22 protein-coding genes are annotated in these 18322 nt (G+C 47.1%); 8 read left to right on the top strand and 14 right to left on the bottom strand.

Annotated features, from left to right (window positions below; translation table 11 throughout):
• Window positions 1–301 precede the first annotated feature (301 nt).
• Window positions 302–838: an NPCBM/NEW2 domain-containing protein gene (locus H6F77_RS06220; protein ID WP_190486400.1), complete on the top strand. Its 537-nt coding sequence runs from the start codon at window positions 302–304 to the stop codon at window positions 836–838.
• A gap of 175 nt (window positions 839–1013) precedes the next feature.
• Here the strand turns inward: H6F77_RS06220 and H6F77_RS06215 are convergent, their stop codons facing one another.
• Entirely contained in the window at window positions 1014–3086 is a 2073-nt protein-coding gene (locus tag H6F77_RS06215; RefSeq protein WP_242021936.1) for a serine/threonine protein kinase, read from the bottom strand.
• On the opposite strand from H6F77_RS06215, the gene H6F77_RS06210 reads away from it, so the two are divergent.
• From H6F77_RS06210 to ygfZ, 3 genes are all read left to right on the top strand, one after another.
• Window positions 3080–3580, top strand: coding sequence for a hypothetical protein (locus tag H6F77_RS06210; protein WP_190486396.1), 501 nt, complete (start codon window positions 3080–3082; stop codon window positions 3578–3580). The two genes, H6F77_RS06215 and H6F77_RS06210, sit on opposite strands and share 7 nt — an antisense overlap.
• A gap of 13 nt (window positions 3581–3593) precedes the next feature.
• Window positions 3594–3791: a hypothetical protein gene (locus tag H6F77_RS06205; RefSeq protein WP_190486394.1), complete on the top strand. Its 198-nt coding sequence runs from the start codon at window positions 3594–3596 to the stop codon at window positions 3789–3791.
• Between the two features lie 222 nt (window positions 3792–4013).
• Complete coding sequence (ygfZ, locus tag H6F77_RS06200; protein WP_190486392.1) at window positions 4014–5006, top strand: CAF17-like 4Fe-4S cluster assembly/insertion protein YgfZ; 993 nt, start codon at window positions 4014–4016, stop codon at window positions 5004–5006.
• Window positions 5007–5032: 26 nt separating this feature from the next.
• Here the strand turns inward: ygfZ and H6F77_RS06195 are convergent, their stop codons facing one another.
• The 3 genes from H6F77_RS06195 to H6F77_RS06185 all read right to left on the bottom strand — a co-directional run bounded on the left by H6F77_RS06195 (window position 5033) and on the right by H6F77_RS06185 (window position 7321).
• Entirely contained in the window at window positions 5033–5872 is an 840-nt protein-coding gene (locus tag H6F77_RS06195) for a class I SAM-dependent methyltransferase (RefSeq protein WP_190486390.1), read from the bottom strand.
• A 41-nt stretch (window positions 5873–5913) separates the two neighbouring features.
• Window positions 5914–6228, bottom strand: a complete 315-nt coding sequence (locus H6F77_RS06190; protein ID WP_190486387.1) for a (2Fe-2S) ferredoxin domain-containing protein — start codon at window positions 6226–6228, stop codon at window positions 5914–5916.
• An 85-nt stretch (window positions 6229–6313) separates the two neighbouring features.
• Window positions 6314–7321, bottom strand: coding sequence for an NAD(P)-dependent alcohol dehydrogenase (locus H6F77_RS06185; protein ID WP_190486385.1), 1008 nt, complete (start codon window positions 7319–7321; stop codon window positions 6314–6316).
• Window positions 7322–7323: 2 nt separating this feature from the next.
• Here H6F77_RS06185 and H6F77_RS06180 point away from each other — a divergent pair, with 2 nt between their 5' ends.
• Complete coding sequence (locus H6F77_RS06180) at window positions 7324–7479, top strand: hypothetical protein (protein WP_190486383.1); 156 nt, start codon at window positions 7324–7326, stop codon at window positions 7477–7479.
• Between the two features lie 33 nt (window positions 7480–7512).
• Here H6F77_RS06180 and H6F77_RS06175 read toward each other — a convergent pair whose 3' ends face one another.
• From H6F77_RS06175 to H6F77_RS06160, 4 genes are all read right to left on the bottom strand, one after another.
• A complete protein-coding gene (locus H6F77_RS06175; RefSeq protein ID WP_190486380.1) occupies window positions 7513–8487 on the bottom strand; it encodes a cysteine synthase A in 975 nt (324 codons plus the stop codon).
• Between the two features lie 247 nt (window positions 8488–8734).
• The gene (locus tag H6F77_RS06170; protein ID WP_190486379.1) at window positions 8735–9031 is read right to left on the bottom strand and encodes a hypothetical protein; all 297 of its coding nucleotides are present in this window, start codon (window positions 9029–9031) and stop codon (window positions 8735–8737) included.
• Entirely contained in the window at window positions 9018–9347 is a 330-nt protein-coding gene (locus H6F77_RS06165) for a BrnT family toxin (protein WP_309228807.1), read from the bottom strand. The genes H6F77_RS06170 and H6F77_RS06165 overlap by 14 nt, the downstream gene beginning before the upstream one ends.
• A 30-nt stretch (window positions 9348–9377) precedes the next feature.
• Window positions 9378–10016 carry a peroxiredoxin gene (locus tag H6F77_RS06160; RefSeq protein ID WP_190486377.1) on the bottom strand — a complete coding sequence of 213 codons (639 nt, stop codon included), beginning with the start codon at window positions 10014–10016 and terminating at the stop codon, window positions 9378–9380.
• A 241-nt stretch (window positions 10017–10257) separates the two neighbouring features.
• On the opposite strand from H6F77_RS06160, the gene psbU reads away from it, so the two are divergent.
• Window positions 10258–10698: a photosystem II complex extrinsic protein PsbU gene (gene psbU / locus H6F77_RS06155; RefSeq protein ID WP_190486375.1), complete on the top strand. Its 441-nt coding sequence runs from the start codon at window positions 10258–10260 to the stop codon at window positions 10696–10698.
• A gap of 87 nt (window positions 10699–10785) precedes the next feature.
• The gene (gene nadB / locus H6F77_RS06150; RefSeq protein WP_190486373.1) at window positions 10786–12492 is read left to right on the top strand and encodes an L-aspartate oxidase; all 1707 of its coding nucleotides are present in this window, start codon (window positions 10786–10788) and stop codon (window positions 12490–12492) included.
• Window positions 12493–12551: 59 nt separating this feature from the next.
• On the opposite strand, the gene H6F77_RS06145 is transcribed toward nadB, so the two are convergent.
• Together H6F77_RS06145 and H6F77_RS06140 are read right to left on the bottom strand one after the other, a co-directional pair.
• Window positions 12552–12800 (bottom strand): hypothetical protein, encoded by a 249-nt coding sequence (locus H6F77_RS06145; RefSeq protein WP_190486371.1) that lies wholly within the window; start codon window positions 12798–12800, stop codon window positions 12552–12554.
• Window positions 12801–13210: 410 nt separating this feature from the next.
• A complete protein-coding gene (locus tag H6F77_RS06140; protein WP_190486369.1) occupies window positions 13211–14062 on the bottom strand; it encodes an alpha/beta fold hydrolase in 852 nt (283 codons plus the stop codon).
• 9 nt (window positions 14063–14071) lie between these two features.
• On the opposite strand from H6F77_RS06140, the gene H6F77_RS27545 reads away from it, so the two are divergent.
• Window positions 14072–14221, top strand: coding sequence for a hypothetical protein (locus H6F77_RS27545; protein WP_206753445.1), 150 nt, complete (start codon window positions 14072–14074; stop codon window positions 14219–14221).
• A 6-nt stretch (window positions 14222–14227) separates the two neighbouring features.
• Here the strand turns inward: H6F77_RS27545 and clpX are convergent, their stop codons facing one another.
• From clpX to tig, 4 genes are read right to left on the bottom strand one after another with little or no spacing between them, the layout of a single operon-like run.
• Window positions 14228–15568, bottom strand: coding sequence for an ATP-dependent protease ATP-binding subunit ClpX (gene clpX, locus H6F77_RS06135; protein WP_190486367.1), 1341 nt, complete (start codon window positions 15566–15568; stop codon window positions 14228–14230).
• 9 nt (window positions 15569–15577) lie between these two features.
• Window positions 15578–16270, bottom strand: a complete 693-nt coding sequence (gene clpP, locus H6F77_RS06130) for an ATP-dependent Clp endopeptidase proteolytic subunit ClpP (protein WP_190486365.1) — start codon at window positions 16268–16270, stop codon at window positions 15578–15580.
• Between the two features lie 8 nt (window positions 16271–16278).
• On the bottom strand, window positions 16279–16443 hold the full coding sequence (locus H6F77_RS06125; protein WP_190486363.1) for a hypothetical protein: 165 nt from the start codon (window positions 16441–16443) through the stop codon (window positions 16279–16281).
• Between the two features lie 49 nt (window positions 16444–16492).
• Window positions 16493–17968: a trigger factor gene (gene tig / locus H6F77_RS06120; protein WP_190486450.1), complete on the bottom strand. Its 1476-nt coding sequence runs from the start codon at window positions 17966–17968 to the stop codon at window positions 16493–16495.
• Window positions 17969–18322: the final 354 nt, after the last annotated feature.

Genomic DNA, 18322 nt, shown 5'->3' with positions numbered 1-18322 from the left:
CAAACTCTAAGTTAGACAATTTGTAAATATATTTTGATTTAGATTGTTGGTTAAAACTTATAGTAAGAGCATCGCTTCTCGTTCAGGTTTGGGGTGAATGCGGCGCGATCGCTCTTTTCGACAACAAGCGATCGCGCCCTTCATCTACCACCTAATCCCAGCGGATGTAGATTATATAAAATTATATGGCCCCCCGTTTATAACAAAAGAAATATGTTTCAAAGCATATAATCCTTAGTGTACTGATTTTAAAATCTGTTAAATTTACACCAGATACTTTCGGTATAGTTAACGACTATCCATGCCAAAAATCAAGTCGATAGCTCAAGTCATCGTTGGTGCGATGGTGTCATTTTCCCTAGTGCCACTAGGCGAGCAAGTTGCCCTAGCACGACGCCCTTACTTCCTCCTTGAAACTCTATGCGCTGACAGCGGCCCTGGAAATTGGAGCGGCAATAGTTTAAATGTATCTATAGGTAGAGCAGCCTATAGAAGTCTTCTGTCTATGTCACCTGGAAACCGATATGCGTCGCTGACATGTAGAATCAAGCCAATTAATTCTCAACCTGTATTTCAAAGGCTAACTTTGGCATTTGGAATGCGTGACAATGACCGGAGAAGTCCTGCAACTAGAGTGAATATTTACTTAGATGGAAGGCAAGCTGTTTCTCGAACCGTTTCTCCTGCCGAACGAGCAGCTTATTCAATTGATGTTAGCAATGTCAGCAATGTGGCCATAGAAACTACCTGTACTACGCAAGCTGACTATTGCGATCGCGTTTACTTTTACGATGCTACGCTTGAGCCAATTACGCCCCCTCCCCGTCAGAAGAAATAGCCCTTAGTCAGATAGGTAACGGGGAGTTGGTAATGGGGTATGGGCATAGGAAAAAATATCAATTCCTAATATCCCATTCCCTTGAATTGAACTCAAAACCGATACCCCATGCCCAATTTCCACGCACGCAGATGATATGAGATTTGATATCAACTATTAAGCCTCAGAAATAACGCTAAGTAGTGGGGATAACACTAGGGCTGGGGCTGGGCGATTCACTCGGACTTGGCGATGGACTTGCAGACGGACTGGGACTAGGGCTGGGGCTGGGCGATTCGCTGGGACTTGGTGATGGGCTGGGACTGGGGGATTCACTCGGACTTGGCGATGGAGATGGGCTGGGCGATTCGCTGGGAGATGGGCTAGGGCTGGGTGAAGCATCTGGTGCTTTTTGGTTTTTCTCAGCAGTTACAACCAATTGTTGTAACTTGTCTCTCCAAAACCGAATTTGTGGAAAGCTAGGGTCTTTTCCAAAAGCAATTACATCTTGCCACCTACCCTCATCAAAAGCTTTTTGTGCATTAATAAATTTAGACTGGGCAATGCGCCAGTTATTAGGCCACTCTTGCAGCGCTTCCTTTACTTGAGGGTAAGCGGAACTCGTGGGAGGAATAGATTTTGCAAGAGCGATCGCACCCGGCAAATCTCCCGCTTGAAATTTTTCTACCGATTTGGCAAAAATAGCGCGTCCCTCATCTTTAACAGTAGGTTTGTCAGCCTTATCCGGTGATGGAGTGGCTGAGTTGGTAGGTTTTGGTGTGGGGCTTGGAGACGGGCGCTTAGTAATTAACAAGGCATCATCCACTACCTGAAAAGGTCTTTTATTAGCTTTAAGACAAGAAGTTATTTGTTGATTGTTTTCCATAACTTCCGCGTGTGCCCAAGCCAAACGCCCGTCGTCAAGTTTAACTTCTATCCAACCGCCTTGTGTTCTCCTTCCAGTAACAGGAATATTCGTTTGTGATTGCACAGTTCTAATAATATTCTGACGAGTGGAAGAACTAGGTTCCGAGCGTATATTTGAATCGGGAGTAACAACAGCAAAACAAGTTTTTGAGGAAGAAGTTCTCTGTTGTGCGGCCTTAAAAGCCACAGCGCCAACACCAACGCAAGCAGCAGCAACACCTACACCCAGCAGTAAAGGAAAGACGCGGGGCGGACGAGAAACAGGCGCAACTGGGGCTGTGGGCGTCCTTACTTGCGGTTGCGAGGGATTGTTAGGAACAACAGCGACAGTATGCTGTTGGGACGTTGGTGGGGTCGGTGGTGGGGTATAAGCCGGTGGCTGGGTGGGTGGATAGGCATTAGTTAGTTCCTGCAACGCCTGCAATACTTCCCCTGCCGACTGGTAGCGGTCTTTGAAGTGGTAGCTGGTCATCTTCGTTAAAACAGCAGCCAATCCAGGAGTAACCGATGCTAAATGGTGCCAAATAATCTCCCCAGTCTGGTTATCTTCGGGCAATTGCAGCGGCATTAGTCCCGTTAGCGCTTGGATGCCTATCATTCCGAGGGAATAAATATCGCTCGCAGGACGTGGCATACCCCGCCCTTGTTCGCTGGGCATATAGCCGGGAGTGCCAATGGCAACTGTGGCGCTCATTTGTCCTTGAGCCATTGCCATCTCAGTCTGCACTTGCTTGACAGCGCCAAAGTCAACAAGGACTAATTTGCGGTCAGAGTCGCGTCTAATTAAGTTATCGGGTTTGATATCGCGATGGATCACGCCCTGGTTGTGGACAAATTCAAGGATGCTCAAGACTTCTTGCAGCATTTGAATAACTTCTCTCTCCTCCCAGCGTCTGCCAGGGTTGAGTTCACCGCTGAGGGTATGCCCTTGAACGAATTCTTGGACGAGGTAAAATTCTTTGTCTTGGTAAGCTAGAAGTCTAGGAATTTGGTCGTGGTTGCCCAGTTGTTCCAAGGTTTCGGCTTCGCTTTTAAACAGCCGTCTGGCAGTTTCTAACAAGCCGGGGTTGCTAGCAATGGGTTTGAGGTATTTGACGACGCACTTGGGGTTGCCGGGTCGCCGCGTGTCTAGGGCTATGTAGGTTTGACCGAATCCCCCGGCACCCAGAACTTGGATAACTTGGTAACGCCCGTCTAGTAACTGGCCGATCATGGTATGTGCCGCCCCCTCTCGATGTACGCTCAATATTAATACCACTCGGATAACATGACCAAATCCGCAGTTTTTGTCAAAACTTGGGCTAAATTTTTTTAAGATTTGAGCGATCGCTCCAAATGCCAAAATTTACAGATACTACGAGCTGGCAGCAAGCCGAATTGCTGATGCAACCTGCTTTCATCCGTGTCATCGACCAAATTCGCAAGCAGATTGAGCAGACTACCTATAAAGGAACTTACCAGGATGTGCTGATTTGGCCGGAGGGCACGCCGGAGGAAACTAAAGCGACTGTACTTGGTCTGCGGCAAGAACTGGAGGTAGCTTCACCGGAACAGGCAGATGAGATAAGAGAGGCTTTGGCTAATTTGCCTCTTCCTTACCCTGGTTATGTACTGTCTTTGCAGTATCAAGGCAAAGAAGTTAACGTCGATTTGTGGGAGCTTTGTTATCAAGTTTGTTTTAAAAATTATAGTCCTGCTATCGCTAACTTGGAGGGCTATGAAGTTGAGATTGATACTAGCTTGATTGATGAAACTGGCGATGTAGATTGGAACCGTCTTGATGCCAAAGCGAAACAATTAGTTGAGCAAGTTTTTGTAAATTTGCCCGCAGTATGAACCCAGATATATTGTGACCATCAGCTGGGCTATAGGGGCTAAAAAAGGAGGCGATCGCACATTATTAGTATTAAAAATAAAGCGCGATCGCTTCTTCCATACTTCATCTGGTTCAATTCCTAACGCTCTTAGTTGCTGCACGTTTTTAAAGAAATTTAGGGAAGAAATTTTGCAGTTGATTATCATCAACAGGCATTTCGTCGGAACATAGTAATTATTTTGCTGATAAAATAATTTGCAGCGGATCGTAATTTACCATGAAACCCCTCACTTAGACTTACTGCCTCTATCTTAAGCTTTACAACAAAATAAATTTTTTATTAGCTCTTCTTTTTAAGGGGTTGGGGGTATCTATCCCGATCTGCTAATATTTTCAATGCGTAGAAATTAGCCACTCGCTATAGTAAAAATAAAACCAACTAGCAACATTACCATGCCAACATCTACAATTAACGGCAATGACGCAGCAGCACTGCAAGCAGCACGAGAGGGAGTTGCTGTGTGCGATCGCTCCCACTGGGGACGCATCCAAGTTTCTGATGGCGATCGCATCCGTTTTTTACATAACCAAAGCACCAACGACTTCCAACGCCTCAAACCAGGTCAAGGCTGCGATACTGTTTTTGTAACATCAACTGCTCGAACTATTGACCTAGCTACTGCTTATGTATTAGAAGATTACATCCTGCTATTAGTTTCACCCAATCGCCGCGAAAAAATAATCAAATGGCTAGACCAATACATCTTTTTTGCCGATAAAGTGCAATTAAAGGATGTTACTAACGAGACCGCTACCTTTAGCTTAATTGGTCCAAAAAGTGACGCGCTATTAGATAAATTTGGTGCTGGTGCAATTATCGGTCAACCCTACGCCTCTCACCAATTATTACTGCTGGGAGATATAGAGGTTAGAGTTGCTGTTGGTAGTGGTTTGGCTACACAGGGATACACGCTTATAGTCCCTGCTGCTAGTGCGGAAACACTTAAGAATAAATTAGTGGAAGCTGGAGCAGTAGAAATGAGCGATCGCGCTTGGGAACAGTTGCGAATCGAACAAGGACGCCCGGCGCCAGAGTTTGAATTAACAGAAGATTATAACCCCCTAGAAGCTGGTTTGTGGCACACAATTTCTTTTGAAAAAGGCTGCTACATCGGTCAAGAAACAATTGCGCGATTAAACACATATAAAGGAGTAAAACAACACCTCTGGGGAGTGCGTTTGAGTACGCCCGTTGAACCGGGAAGTGCGATCGCGATTGGAGATGAAAAAGTAGGCAAACTTACCAGCTATACTCAAACCGAACAAAGTTGTTTTGGACTCGGCTATGTCCGTACTAAAGCTGGCGGTGAAGGGCTAAAAGTACAAGTAGGCGACAGCGAAGGGGAACTCGTTAAAGTGCCATTTGTAACTCACGACTACCCCTAATTATTGGACAGGAAAAATGCCTGTCTTCAAAGCGCTTCAAACGACAAAATCATATAACGGATCAGCCCTAGCCGACTAACCCAGCCTCCCAACCGATTTATCGTTTCTTCCTCTGCTGCTTCCCCCTGCCGAATTAGCCGCAGTAACACGGGATAAGTCGGCAGAGTATTGAGGGTGATGTCCTCACTTAGGATCGGCACAAATCCCGTATTTTTGGCAAGATTGCGGTAATTTAGCAGGGAGAAATTACCCTCAACATAGCCATAGGTGCGGGTAACGACTGGTTTTACAAAGATGTCCGCCAGCTTAAGAAATAGTACGCTCCATTGCTGAGGCACAAAGTCGCAAATTGCCAGTTTTCCTCCTGGTTTTAGCACTCGTCGCGCTTCTTGGAAGAATTGTTTTCGGCTAGGAAAATGGAATATGCATTCTACTGCTAAAACTACATCAAAAGAGGCATCTTCAAAAGGTAACTCGCAAGCATCCCCCTCGATAAATTCAATATTATTATCCTTGCGGGGCTGTACTTGTTCTCTGGCTCTATCTAGCTGGCGCGGGTCTATGTTCAAACCAACTAACTTTACGTTAGAAAATCGTTCGTTAAGGCTGGCAACTGTGCCGCCAAAGCCACAACCGCAGTCGAGGATAGCCAAGCCATCACGCACCCCACCCGCGTCGCATACTCGCCTGCATAAAGCCTCAGCCGCGATCGCAAAATCGGCAACCGAACCATCTGAAGAAGATGGATTTTCCCAATATCCCCAGTGTACGTGGCGACCAAAAGCCTGGACGATTTCGGCATTCCCTTCGCGAAAATGCTCTAGCAGCGCGTCAAAATAGGGTAGCTGAAAGTTAGTTTTGCCCATCTCAATTTCTTTGCATTTTTCTATGCGATCGCAACAGCATCCTACTCTGAGGATGGTACTTTTGGCACGCGCCTATGTCCGTGAATTTTAGGATAGAGCATTGATGCTACTGGGCGCCCCTCCACTAAATGTCGTTCTACTACCGCAGGCACTTCATCTGGATGGACGCCGCTATACCACATTTGATCTGGCTCAACTATTACCATTGGGCCATTGCCGCATTGTCCCAGACACGCACTAGATACTACCGCGACATCTGGAACTGGATGCGACTGAAAAGCTGCCAAAACTTTAGCTGCACCCAACTTGCGGCAACTGCGACTTTGACAAACTAAAACACTTCTAGGAGAGTGCATTCGCTGCTACCTAGTTGAAATAGATAATATTGTTTCCTCTGCCTTAAAAGGCTTTCTATCTTGGAACAATTATCAAAAATTCGTATTAGCTTACCGTCAGCACGGCTCGATAGCGAACTTTGTTGTCGCGCACTTTTTGCATCGCTTCGTTAGCTTGTTCCATAGGGAAAGTCTCAACAATTGGTTTAATCCCAAAACGTTCTGCTACAGATAGCATCTCGATAATCATCGCTCGACCGCCGATAGGAGAAGCCATGACCCGACGACGCTTGTTGAGTAAAGCCCAAAGCGGTATGGTGAGAGGCTCGGGAGGAACCCCCACAAGGGTGAAAGTGCCGTCAGAACTCAGGTACTCAATATAAGCTGCCCAATCCAGAGATTGAGGAACTGTACTGATAATGATATCTAGCTGGCGAGTAGGAGCAGGGGGTGACTCACCGGGGGGAACAACAACGACGTGACGCGCACCAAGTTGATTGGCAAATTCTGCTTTATCTTCGGAAGTAGTAAAAACGGTGACGCTGTTACCCAAACGGCTGGCAAACTGTACAGCCATATGGCCCAAACCGCCGACGCCAATCACACCAATTTCTTGACCGGAACTCATGCCAGCATGGCGTAAAGCCGAGTATACGGTGACTCCGCCGCATAAAAGTGGCCCTGCTACTTCTGTCTCAATTCCTGCGGGGATGGGAAAGGCAAAGCGGGAGTCTACTGCAAGATAGTCAGCAAAACCGCCATAACCATTTACTATTAGCCCTTGGTTTTGGTCGCAGAGATTTTCATTACCTTTGAGACAATCGGTGCATTGCAGACAAGAGGACATTTGCCATCCTACACCAACGCGATCGCCTACCTTAAGATGGTTTACCTGCGAACCTATCTCGACTATTTCGCCAATTACCTCGTGACCGGGAACGACGGGATAACGCGATTGTCCCCAGTCATTATCGATCATGTGGATATCTGAGTGACAGATGCCGCAAGCTAAGACTTTAATGAGACAGTCGTAGTTTTGCCGCTCTTTTGGCTCAAAGCTGTAAGGCTTAAGCGCTTCACCTAACTGATGCGCTGCTAATGCGTTAATTTGCATAATTGAATTTTTCCCTAGTGCGATCGCAAAAAATGGATCTAAGTTGCATGGCTGGGACGGGTAAGCGACCCATCCCACCAGACCTTAGCCATCATAAAGCTGCTGGCAAAGTAGAGAATTATCCCTTAAGTGAGAACTTGGCGTTTCGACAAGACTAGAAATTCTACAAATTGCCTTATCTTGAAAAGCAACTAATCTGGGGAAAGCCCTTTCGACGCCAACCACTCCCGATTAAACAACCGCGACTGATAACGGCTACCGCCATCGCAGAGGATAGTTACAATTGTGTGACCAGGCCCCATCTGCTTGGCTAATGCTACGGCTGCGGCTACGTTAATTCCCACAGAACCGCCCATAAACAGCCCATCTTTCCTCAGCAGTTGGTAAATTGCCCGCACTGCATCTATATCGTGAATTTGGATAGCGTCGTCTAAGGGTACGCCTTCCATATTGGCAGTTACGCGGCTGTTGCCAATACCTTCTGTGATGGAACTGCCTTCAGATTTAGTCTCGCCTGTCTTGACGTAACTATAAAGGGCACTGCCCATAGGATCTGCTAAGACAGTTTTAACATCAGGATTTTGGTCTTTTAGGTACATCGCCACGCCCGCTAAAGTGCCGCCAGTCCCAGTCGCAGTAACGAAGGCGTCAATTTTGCCCTCGGTTTGCTCCCAAATTTCTTTCCCGGTGGTTTCGTAGTGCGCTTGTCGGTTGGCTAAGTTATCAAACTGATTTGCCCAGATAGCATTTTCCATCTCGGAAGCTATGCTACCAGAAAGCCTCACATAGTTGTTGGGGTTGCTGTAAGGTACGGCTGGGACGGGACGGACTTCTGCGCCTAGCGTCCTCAAGGCATCCATTTTTTCTTGCGATTGGGTGTCTGGGATGATAATCAGGCATTTGTAGCCTTTGGCGTTGCAGATGTGAGCCAGACCGATGCCAGTGTTGCCCGCAGTTCCTTCTACTACTGTGCCGCCTGGTTTGAGCAAGCCTTTTTCTTCAGCGTCTTTGATGATGTAAAGGGCAGCGCGGTCTTTTACGGAGCCGCCTGGATTGAGAAATTCTGCTTTTCCCAAGATTTCGCACCCTGTTTCGTCGCTAAAGCTGTTTAAGCGAATCAGGGGCGTGTTTCCTACTGCCTCTAAAAAACCCTTTTTGATATCCATTTTGGACTTACCTATATTGTTCCCTATAAAAATTTTGGCTTATAGCGGTGCTAGTATTTATACCTTTTTTACCCAACTTACCAATACAAATAGAATTGAGCCTATCTCCAGGGCTGTAACTTCTTAGCAGTTGTTCAACGTCAATTTCTTCGTTGCTGAATTTGTTTGCGCTATCGAGAGTAGGGCGATCGCAACTTTAAGATAAAAATAAGAGCGCGATCGCTCTACTGGCGGTTTTGGCTCGAAACTAACAACTTGTTTCGCTTTGAATCTCTCGAATAATAGTTAAAATTTCTTCTTCTGACTGGATGTGCCGTGCTAGAACTTGAGCAGTTGTTTCCAGTACGCGATCGCCAAACAATCTGGCTAAGTCTTGCCGCAGTCCTTGTCCAATATAAAATTTCACCAAGGCTTCAGAAGACATATCTCGACTTCTCGCCACTTTTTTGAGCGATTCCAATGTATCTCTTGGTATCTCGATAGAAACTGTTTCTACTGCACGAGGTCGTAAATGTAATTTTAGTTCTTCTTCAGGCTTGCTCATATAATTTTCTTTCAGCGCGGGTAGCAGGACGGGCAGATACTATCCGATTTCGGCCATATCGTTCTAAATAAGCCACTAGCAACAGGCGTTGAGAAAGGGAATACCCAATTATGAAATCGCGCTCTTCATAATTGTTAGAGGTAGCATCACCCTCTTGGTAAAAAGGATCGAAGAAAACTTCTGCGGCTTCTTCAAAAGTAACACCATGTTTTTCTCTGTGCCTTGTTTCCGTCCCATTCAAACTCGATGCTTTGTAGCCGATATACGATGTCCATCTATCACTGTTGTACAGCTTAGTAGGGTGGGCGATGCCCACCCCACCAACTCAAAGCCTTGAAGCTAATAACTACTTGTTTGGCTGAGGAGTCATCCGCAGATAAGGCTTAACTTCCTGGTAGCCTTTAGGAAATTTCTCTTTCAACACTTCTGGATCTTTCAGCGATGGGACAATTACGCAATCATCTCCATCTTTCCAGTTAGCTGGAGTCGCCACGCTGTAGTTATCCGTCAGTTGCAGAGAATCAATTACCCGCAAAATTTCATCAAAATTACGTCCGGTGCTGGGAGGATAGGTAAAGCTCAGACGCAGTTTCTTCTGGGGGTCGATAATGAATACAGATCGTACCGTTACCGTGTTGGCGGCGTTGGGGTGGATCATGTCGTAAAGGTCAGAAACCTTCTTATCGGGATCTGCCAAAATGGGATAGTTGAGGCCGACGTTCTGGGTTTCTTCGATATCTCCAACCCAACCTTTGTGAGATTCTACGTCATCAACGCTTAGAGCGATCGCCTTAACGTTCCGCTTGTCAAATTCCGGCTTGAGCCGGGCGACTTCACCCAGTTCCGTTGTACAAACGGGTGTAAAGTCAGCTGGGTGCGAGAACAGGATAACCCAGCTATCGCCAGCCCAGTCGTAAAAGCTGATTTCGCCGTGAGTAGAAGCCTGAGTGAAGTTGGGTACTTGGTCGCCTAATCTAAGTGACATATCTGATGTTTGTGAACTACCTTGAGGAGCGATCTTTTATATTGCCACAAAACTCCGGTTTCCCGGTTGACTTTTAGTTCTTTATTAAGATTTGCATCCTTATCTAAACGTGAATTCTCCTAAAGTCCAGGGTGTAGGTGGTGTCGAGAGGTAATAAAATGAGAGGATAGAAAACAAAACTTAAACTAATACTTGAGGACATGGTAGCCTCAATCAAGCTGTGGAAGGAGGATTTAAGTTTATGAAACGATTAGTTCGTCTGTTGGTTGTACTTATTCTGACTGTGACATGCTTGGGATGGATGGGAAACCAGAACGCTCTAGCGGCTAACTTGAGCGGCGTAACCCTTCGCTCTGGCGCAATTTTGGCTGTTGTGGAAGCACCAGAAGGCCCTCGCCGGAATGCGGCGGACGATAAGCTGGCGACTGAGTTTGGCAAAAAAATTGATGTGAACAACACCAATGTTCGTGCCTTCCGGAAGTATCCAGGAATGTACCCTACTCTGGCTCGGAAAATCATTGACAATGCTCCTTATGAGAAAGTCGAAGACATCCTGAACATTCCCGGACTGAGCGAAACTCAAAAAGAACGACTGCAAGCTAACATGGACAAATTTACCCTGACGGAAGTAGATTCAACCTTCGTAGAGGGCGGCGATCGCTACAACAACGGCGAATACTAAGCTTCCGATTCGCTATAAGTAGTTGTTAATACCCACTCCAATATGGGGTGGGTTTTATTATAAATGTCAGTATCAAGGAATTGATCTTTGACTAAGGTAAATGTTGATTCTTTAGCCCAGCTAGACATACCCACCTATTTTGATGTCTTGGTAGTAGGCGCGGGTGCAGCGGGGCTGTATGCGGCGCTTTGCTTGCCAGACTCGCTGCATGTAGGCTTGATTACCAAAGACAACCTGCCCCTTTCTGCTAGCGATTGGGCACAAGGCGGAATGGCAGCAGCAATTGACCCAGCAGACTCCGCCTCGTTGCACGTTGACGATACAATGCGGGCTGGTGCGGGGCTTTGCGATCTAGAAGCGGTAAAATTTCTGGTCGAACAAGCCCCTAAGTGCGTGCAGTCGCTCGTGAGTATGGGTGTTGCCTTCGATCGGCGCGGTGAAAATCTAGCTCTTACCTTAGAAGCGGCTCACTCTCGTCCTCGCGTTCTCCATGCGGCTGATACTACAGGTCGGGCATTGGTCAGTACTCTGACCGAACAAGTCCTGACTCGGAAGAACATTAAGGTCATTTCACAAGCTTTTGCTTTGAGTTTGTGGCTAGACCCCCAAACGCAGCATTGTCAGGGAGTTAGTCTTGCTTACGGGCGTCAAATTATCTGGGTGCGATCGCCTGCGGTAGTCCTAGCAACAGGCGGCGGCGGTCAGGTTTTTGCCCAGACAACTAATCCATCCGTAAGCACGGGAGATGGAGTCGCCCTCGCTTGGCGTGCTGGGGCAACCGTCCGAGACTTAGAATTTGTTCAATTTCACCCCACTGCCCTAACTACAGCGGGTGCGCCTCGTTTTCTCATCAGCGAAGCTGTGAGGGGTGAGGGAGCGCATTTGGTGGATGAACAAGGGCTTAGATTTGCTTTTGAGTACCATCCGAAGGGCGAACTTGCTCCCAGAGATGTCGTCAGCCGCGCTATCTTCAGCCACTTGCAGCGCACCGCCACAGATCTAGCCACTGCCAATGTATTCTTAGATTTGCGCCCCATCCCAGCCGAAAAAATTCGCTACCGATTTCCTAATATTATCCAGGTGTGTCAGCAGTGGGGAATTGATGTTTTTTCCCAACCAATTCCAGTTGCTCCAGCTGCTCATTACTGGATGGGAGGAGTGGCGACAGATTTAATGAACTGTACCTCAATTCCTGGTTTGTATGCTTTAGGGGAAACGGCAAGTACGGGAGTTCACGGCGCTAATCGGTTAGCCAGTAATTCGCTATTAGAATGCTTGGTATTTGGCGCTCAAATGTTGCAGCTAGAAGTACCCAAAACTTCAATTTCTAACCCCCAATTCCCACTCGTTACTGTGCATCATGCTGTAGGCAGCGCCGGGGATTGGCAGACTCAGAAGGAAAAGATTGAAGCGCTGCGGCAAGAGTTAAGGCGGCTAGTGTGGCAAAGCGCGGGCATTTGTCGGGAGCAGAAAAGTTTGGACGATGCGATCGCTACAGTTAAAACCTGGCGCGAGGAATTTGCTGCACTCCCCTTAAGCCAATACCTGATTAATTTAAAGCCAGGTATTGCTATCGATTTTGACTTACCCGATGCCAACCAAGAATTGCGGAATTGGGGAGAAGTTCACAATCTACTAGATGTGGCCTATTTGATTCTCAAAAGTGCTGCTTTTCGCACAGAAAGCCGGGGGGGACACTATCGACTAGACTATCCTCAGCCAGACCCCACCTGGCAAGCCCATACAGTTGTAAAGAAAGAGCATTGGTACAAATCCCCGCTGCTGGAAAAGTAAAAAGTAAAACAACACAAAAAACTGTTTATTTTGCTTTTACTTCTTTACTTTTGCCTTTTTTAGCGCGTTCCAGCACCACCGCTAGTACCTGGCCCGCCGTTCGGTGGCGGTTCGTAGTCGCCCGTACTGGATGCGGCAACGATCCTGTTTGGATGCAAGCCACCCGCCTCAGCCCCGAAGGCCCGTTGGTGAGCCGAACTCTCAGTAACTATACTGGGCTGAGATGTGGCGGATGCTTTTTCAAGGTTGAACGCTTGCAAAGCAATCAGCAAAATTGCTGTACTTGTGAGTCGGAGGCTAGTACCCATAACCCTCTTTACATTCGCTGAATTCTTGTGAGTCCAGTATGTTAAGTATATCCACTGTAGACAAAAGCTCATCTTAACTTTAGGAATATTTGCTGTATCTTGATGCAGCTTAAACACAAGTCCATGGATATACTGGGGAGCTTTAGTATATTTACGCTCGTTAGCTGAAAAGCAAAGTTAATTTGCTGCAATATTCCGGAGATATCAGGTCTTCGGTATAGCTAAGTTAACGAGCTACTCTTGTGAATGAGTGCGTCAGTATTTTTAACAATAGAGCTGGCAATTAATCCGGTGATTACTGACAACTTTAAGTAATCTTTATAATTTGGTTAAAAAAATTTGTAAAAGCAGGCATGAAGTGTCCTCGTCTCAGCCGAAAAACTGGGACGAGAGTGGGAGGCGGCGATCGCTTATGCGTTGGCTTTAGCTGGGAGTCCTAAAAACTCCCGCACTAAGCGCAGGTAAGTTACCGGATCTTCCAGCATCGGGAAGTGCGCCGTATTAGCAATTTCGACATACTCAACTTTGTCGCTTAGTGAAGCTGCCATCCGTCCCATTGCGGCGGGGATGATGATATCGCGTTCTCCAGCAACCAACAATGTTGGCACGGTAAGCTTGGCGAACTCAGAAGGCATCACTTGGGCTGCTTTCTCGCTAACTGAGGTAAGCATAGTCCCTAAAGCCGCTGCATAATCAGCCACTAGAAAATCGTCTAAGAAAGCACGACTGACGGCACGGGGTAGCGGGCGATGCAAGAACCGCGCCATGAACATCTTGTCAACGAAGGGAATCCACCCCAACCAGCGGGGACGGAACTTGACAACGTAGCCGCCAAATTGATGAAAGGCTTTAAATGATTTTTCTTCGTATTCAAAAATGCCGCTACAGGTCAAAATTGCCCGTTCTACGCGATCGCTGTAGCGGTTTAGAAACATTGTTGCTACAGACGCTCCCACCGAATGGGCATTGATATACACTCGACTTAGCTGCAAAGTATCTAATAAAACTGCTAAGTCGTCGGCATAGTCTTCCATTTCGTATGCTAGTTCTGGAGGCTGCTGGGGTAACTTCGATCTCCCAAATCCCCGCATATCGTATAACAGGCAGTCAAAGGTATCTGAAAAGGCACGTGCTGTACTTTCCCAGTAGCGACCCGAACCTCCCCAACCGTGTACGAACACCATAACTGGCTTATTTTCACCAGCACCAGTTTTAATCCACTCGTAGTAATGCGTTACGCCGCGAACTTCAATTTCAGGCATTTCTCAATTTTGGATTTTAGATTTGGGATTTTAGTTAAAGGATTGTCACAGATTACCGCAATCTGGGTTTACCTGGATGCATCTGTGGGTAAAAAAAATGTGGGCGATCGCTTGGGGTTCAACCCTCCCGATACCCACAATCTAAAATCTCAAATCTAAAATCAACTAGGCTGATTCAGGCTTTGGTATAGAGGAAGGATGAACTATTAGTTCTGCTGTAGATCGCTTCTCTACCATCTCCCGCGTAATCATACAGCGGGTGACATCTTTGCGAGACGGCAACTCGTACATCACATCCAGCATAAGTTCTTCTACAATACCGCGCAACGCCCGCGCACCAGTCTTGCGACGGTAGGCTTCTTGAGCGATCGCGCGAATTGCATCAGGCTTAAAGTCTAGCTGTACGTTATCCATCTTCAGCAGCTTCTGATACTGCTTCACTAAAGCATTCCGGGGTTCCGTCAAAATCGCCATCAACGCTTCTTCATCCAGCGGATCAACCACAGCCACGACTGGAACACGACCGATGAACTCCGGAATCATACCAAACTTCACCAAGTCATCCGGCTCCATTTGTTGCAGAATATCCGCCGTCCGCTTTTCTCTCGGCAGGCCCTCACCGGGTTGTACAAAGCCTATTGACTTCTTACCAATTCTTTGCTCAACTACTTTTTCCAGACCGACAAACGCGCCACCGCAGATAAACATGATGTTGCTGGTGTCAATCTGGATGCAGTCTTGGTAGGGATGCTTGCGTCCGCCTTGGGGTGGCACGTTGGCAATCGTCCCTTCCAACATCTTCAGCAAAGCTTGCTGTACGCCTTCACCTGAAACATCGCGCGTAATTGAGGGGTTTTCGCTCTTACGGGCAATCTTGTCAATTTCATCAATATAGATAATGCCACGCTGCGCCTCTTCCACATCCAGGTCTGCCACTTGTAGCAGCCGCAGCAAGATATTTTCCACATCCTCGCCCACGTACCCTGCTTCCGTTAGCGTCGTTGCATCCGCTACAGCAAACGGCACATCCAAGATGCTTGCCAGGGTTTGAGCCAGGAGGGTTTTCCCGCATCCAGTCGGGCCAATCAGGAGAATATTAGACTTTTGCAGTTCGACTGCTTCTTCCGCCCCTGCTTTACCACTATTTTTGGACTGGATAAAACTCAGGCGCTTGTAGTGGTTATATACCGCAACCGAGAGAACTTTTTTGGCTTCGTCTTGACCAATTACATGTTCGTCGAGATACTTTTTCAGCTCTCTGGGTTTAGGAATCTGACTCAAAGACAGACTTGCAGAGCGGACGCGGCGCTTCTGGGGTGGTTCCGTGCGGGGCACGGGTTGGGGGGCTGGGGCGCTAGAGTCCAGCAGCTCCTCATCTAAAATTTCATTACACAGGTCAACGCATTCATCACAGATATAGACTCCCGGCCCTGCGATTAATTTGCGTACCTGCTCCTGAGACTTCCCGCAAAACGAACATTTTAGATGGGAGTCGTACTTAGACATACTTGCCTCTTACTTCGGTTGAGTGACAGAAGCGGACTTGTTGGGAAGGTTCTGCCTGGTTATAACCTGATCGATGAGACCGTAGTCTTTGGCCTCAGCCGATGACATAAAGAAATCTCGCTCGGTATCAGCTGCGATTCTTTCTAATGACTGACCCGTATGATGGGCCAGTAATTCGTTCAGCTTATCCTTATGGTAAAGAATTTCCTTTGCTTGAATCTCAATGTCAACAGCCTGTCCCTGTGCGCCGCCAAGGGGCTGGTGAATCATTATCCGAGAACTTGGCAGCGCCATGCGCTTGCCAGCTGTTCCGGCGGCTAGCAGAAAAGCGCCCATACTCGCTGCTAATCCAAAGCATATGGTAACAACATTGGGGCGAATTTGTTGTATTGTGTCATAAATTGCCATGCCAGATGTTACCGAGCCGCCTGGTGAGTTGATGTATATCTGAATGTCTTTTTCTGGATCTTCTGCATCTAGAAACAGCAGTTGAGCCATAATCGAGTCAGCTACTACATCATCAATCGGCGTTCCTAAAAAAATTATGCGCTCCCTTAGCAGCCGGGAGTATATGTCAAAGGCTCTTTCCCCCATGCCCGACTGTTCAACCACCATCGGTATGACATTGCTGACACCGAGGGAGGATACATCCCAGTTGTTGTGGCTGGTTATTGGGTCTTTGGCGGACTGCGATACAAACATAAACTTAGTCACATACTACGGCTGTACTGCTGTCTGGCCTTGCCAGTAATGGCGATCGCCATACTTCCGTTATATCCGAATACGCCTTCTTTGACCATCAATGCCGCAGCAGGCGATCTTCGGAAAGGGGAAGTGGGAGAGTCCGGAGTCCGGAGTCCGGACTCCGGAGTCACAAAAGAGTCAAAAGCTTACTGTTTATGCAGTAGCTTTACTTGCTGGTACTTATTCAGCTGTCGGCGTCGATGCTTCACTACCTTCAGCGATAACTTCTACTTCAGCTTCCAGGGTTTGGGTTGATGTTCCCTCATCACCGCCTGCGATCGCCTCTAATGTAGCTTCATCGTCTTCTTCAAGCTGTCCCTCTTCCGTCTTTAGAGAGCCTGCGGGTACAAGTTCAATTGCGGCGTGTTCTTCTAGCCATTTCGTGGCTTTTTCCTTGAGCAAATCAGATGACACCACTTCTCGCAGCCGTTCGTGGTTGATCTTTTGACCCTTGAGTTGCTCGCTTACCTCTTGAATTTTTGCGGCTAAGGCTTCCGGCTCCACCTCTAAAGATTCCCGCTTAGCTATCTCTTCAAGGGCTAGCGACTGTTTTAGGCGCTCAATGGCATCAGGGCGGGTTCTCGCCTGTAGTTGCCGCACCATATCTTCAGTCAACATCTTGTTGACATCCATGCCCATCTGCTGCATCTGCATGATGCTTTGGCGCAACATAGTTTCGACCTCCTGCTCAATCATCGTCTCTGGAAGGTCAACTTCTACGTGCTTTACAAGTTCTGCAAGTATTGCTTGCTCTTTGTTCGTAGCTGTTTCTCGTTCAGCATTCCCGCGAAATCTGGTTTCTAAAGATTCCCGCAAGTCGTTCAGCGTTTCCATTTCGCTGACTTCTTGGGCAAAGTCATCATCTAAAGTCGGTAACTCTTTTTCCTTAAGTTCTTTGAGATTAACGCTGAAAATAGCAGGCTGTCCGGCCAAATCTTCGCGTCCGTAGTCTTGCGGAAATTCTACGGGTATTTCTTTGGTTTCTCCCGCATTCATGCCCACAATTCCGTTAATAAGATCCTCAATAAACCGCCCTTCTGCCAGCTCCATTTGAAAGTCTGTTGCCTGAGCGCCTTGGATTTCTTTAGGTTCCTCCCCCTCTTGTTCGCCCTGAGCATATCGACCTGTGAAGTCAACTATTGCCACATCTCCCATTTGTGCCGAACGTCCTTCGACTGGGATTAAAGTGGCTTGCTCGACACGACGCTCTTCCAAGAACTTGTCTACCTGGCTAGGATCGTAGCTAACTTCCTCAGCTTTGATCGTCAAGTTCGCGTACTCACCCAATTTCACTTCTGGCGGTACATCGACAGATGCTGAAAATGTCAGGGGTTGGCCTGGTTTAAACTGGTTAACCAACTCATCAAAAGAAGAGATTAGTTGAAAGTTACCAAGAGCTTTAATTCCTTCTTGTTGCAAGGCTTGCTCTAGAGAATTTTGCACCAGTTCTTCTAAGGCGCTAGCTTTTATGCGAGTTTGCCCCAGCCGTTGTAGAAGAATGGGGCGTGGAACCTTGCCTTTACGGAATCCAGGAATATTGACAGAGCGGGAGAGTTCTTGAACGACTTTTTCGTAAGTCTTTTGCGACATTTCCGCTGGAATTTCAATTTCCAGACTAATTTTGCTAGCGGGAAGTTTTTCCTGGGTAACTTTCATCGACGTTTTGGTTACAGACAACTTTTTTACTTCTTTAATTTTAGAAAGGTCAATTCTGATTGACGGCGAGCGTTTTTTTCGCGTCTTACAGTTATGCGAGGCTGACCTAACACCCCTCCTGACATCCTAGTGCTTGCGATCGCCCTCGGGGGTGTCTAGCAACTTTTGTGGGTTTAATCCAGAGCAGATGACGCTTGCTGCGTATCTTACTTTTTGCTAAGCAACACTCAATTTTACACCTTCAACAGACATATCCGCAAATTGGTAATTTTTTTGTATAATTTGTGCAGGGTCGAGTAAAGCGCTGCTTAAAAATCCCTAATAGGGATTGAAAACATTGATAGCGATCGCATT

The sequence above is a fragment of the Microcoleus sp. FACHB-831 genome, from assembly GCF_014695585.1.
Lineage (GTDB): Bacteria > Cyanobacteriota > Cyanobacteriia > Cyanobacteriales > FACHB-T130 > FACHB-831.
Note: the sequence above shows the minus strand (reverse complement) of the source record. Positions and strands in the feature narration are given on the sequence as shown.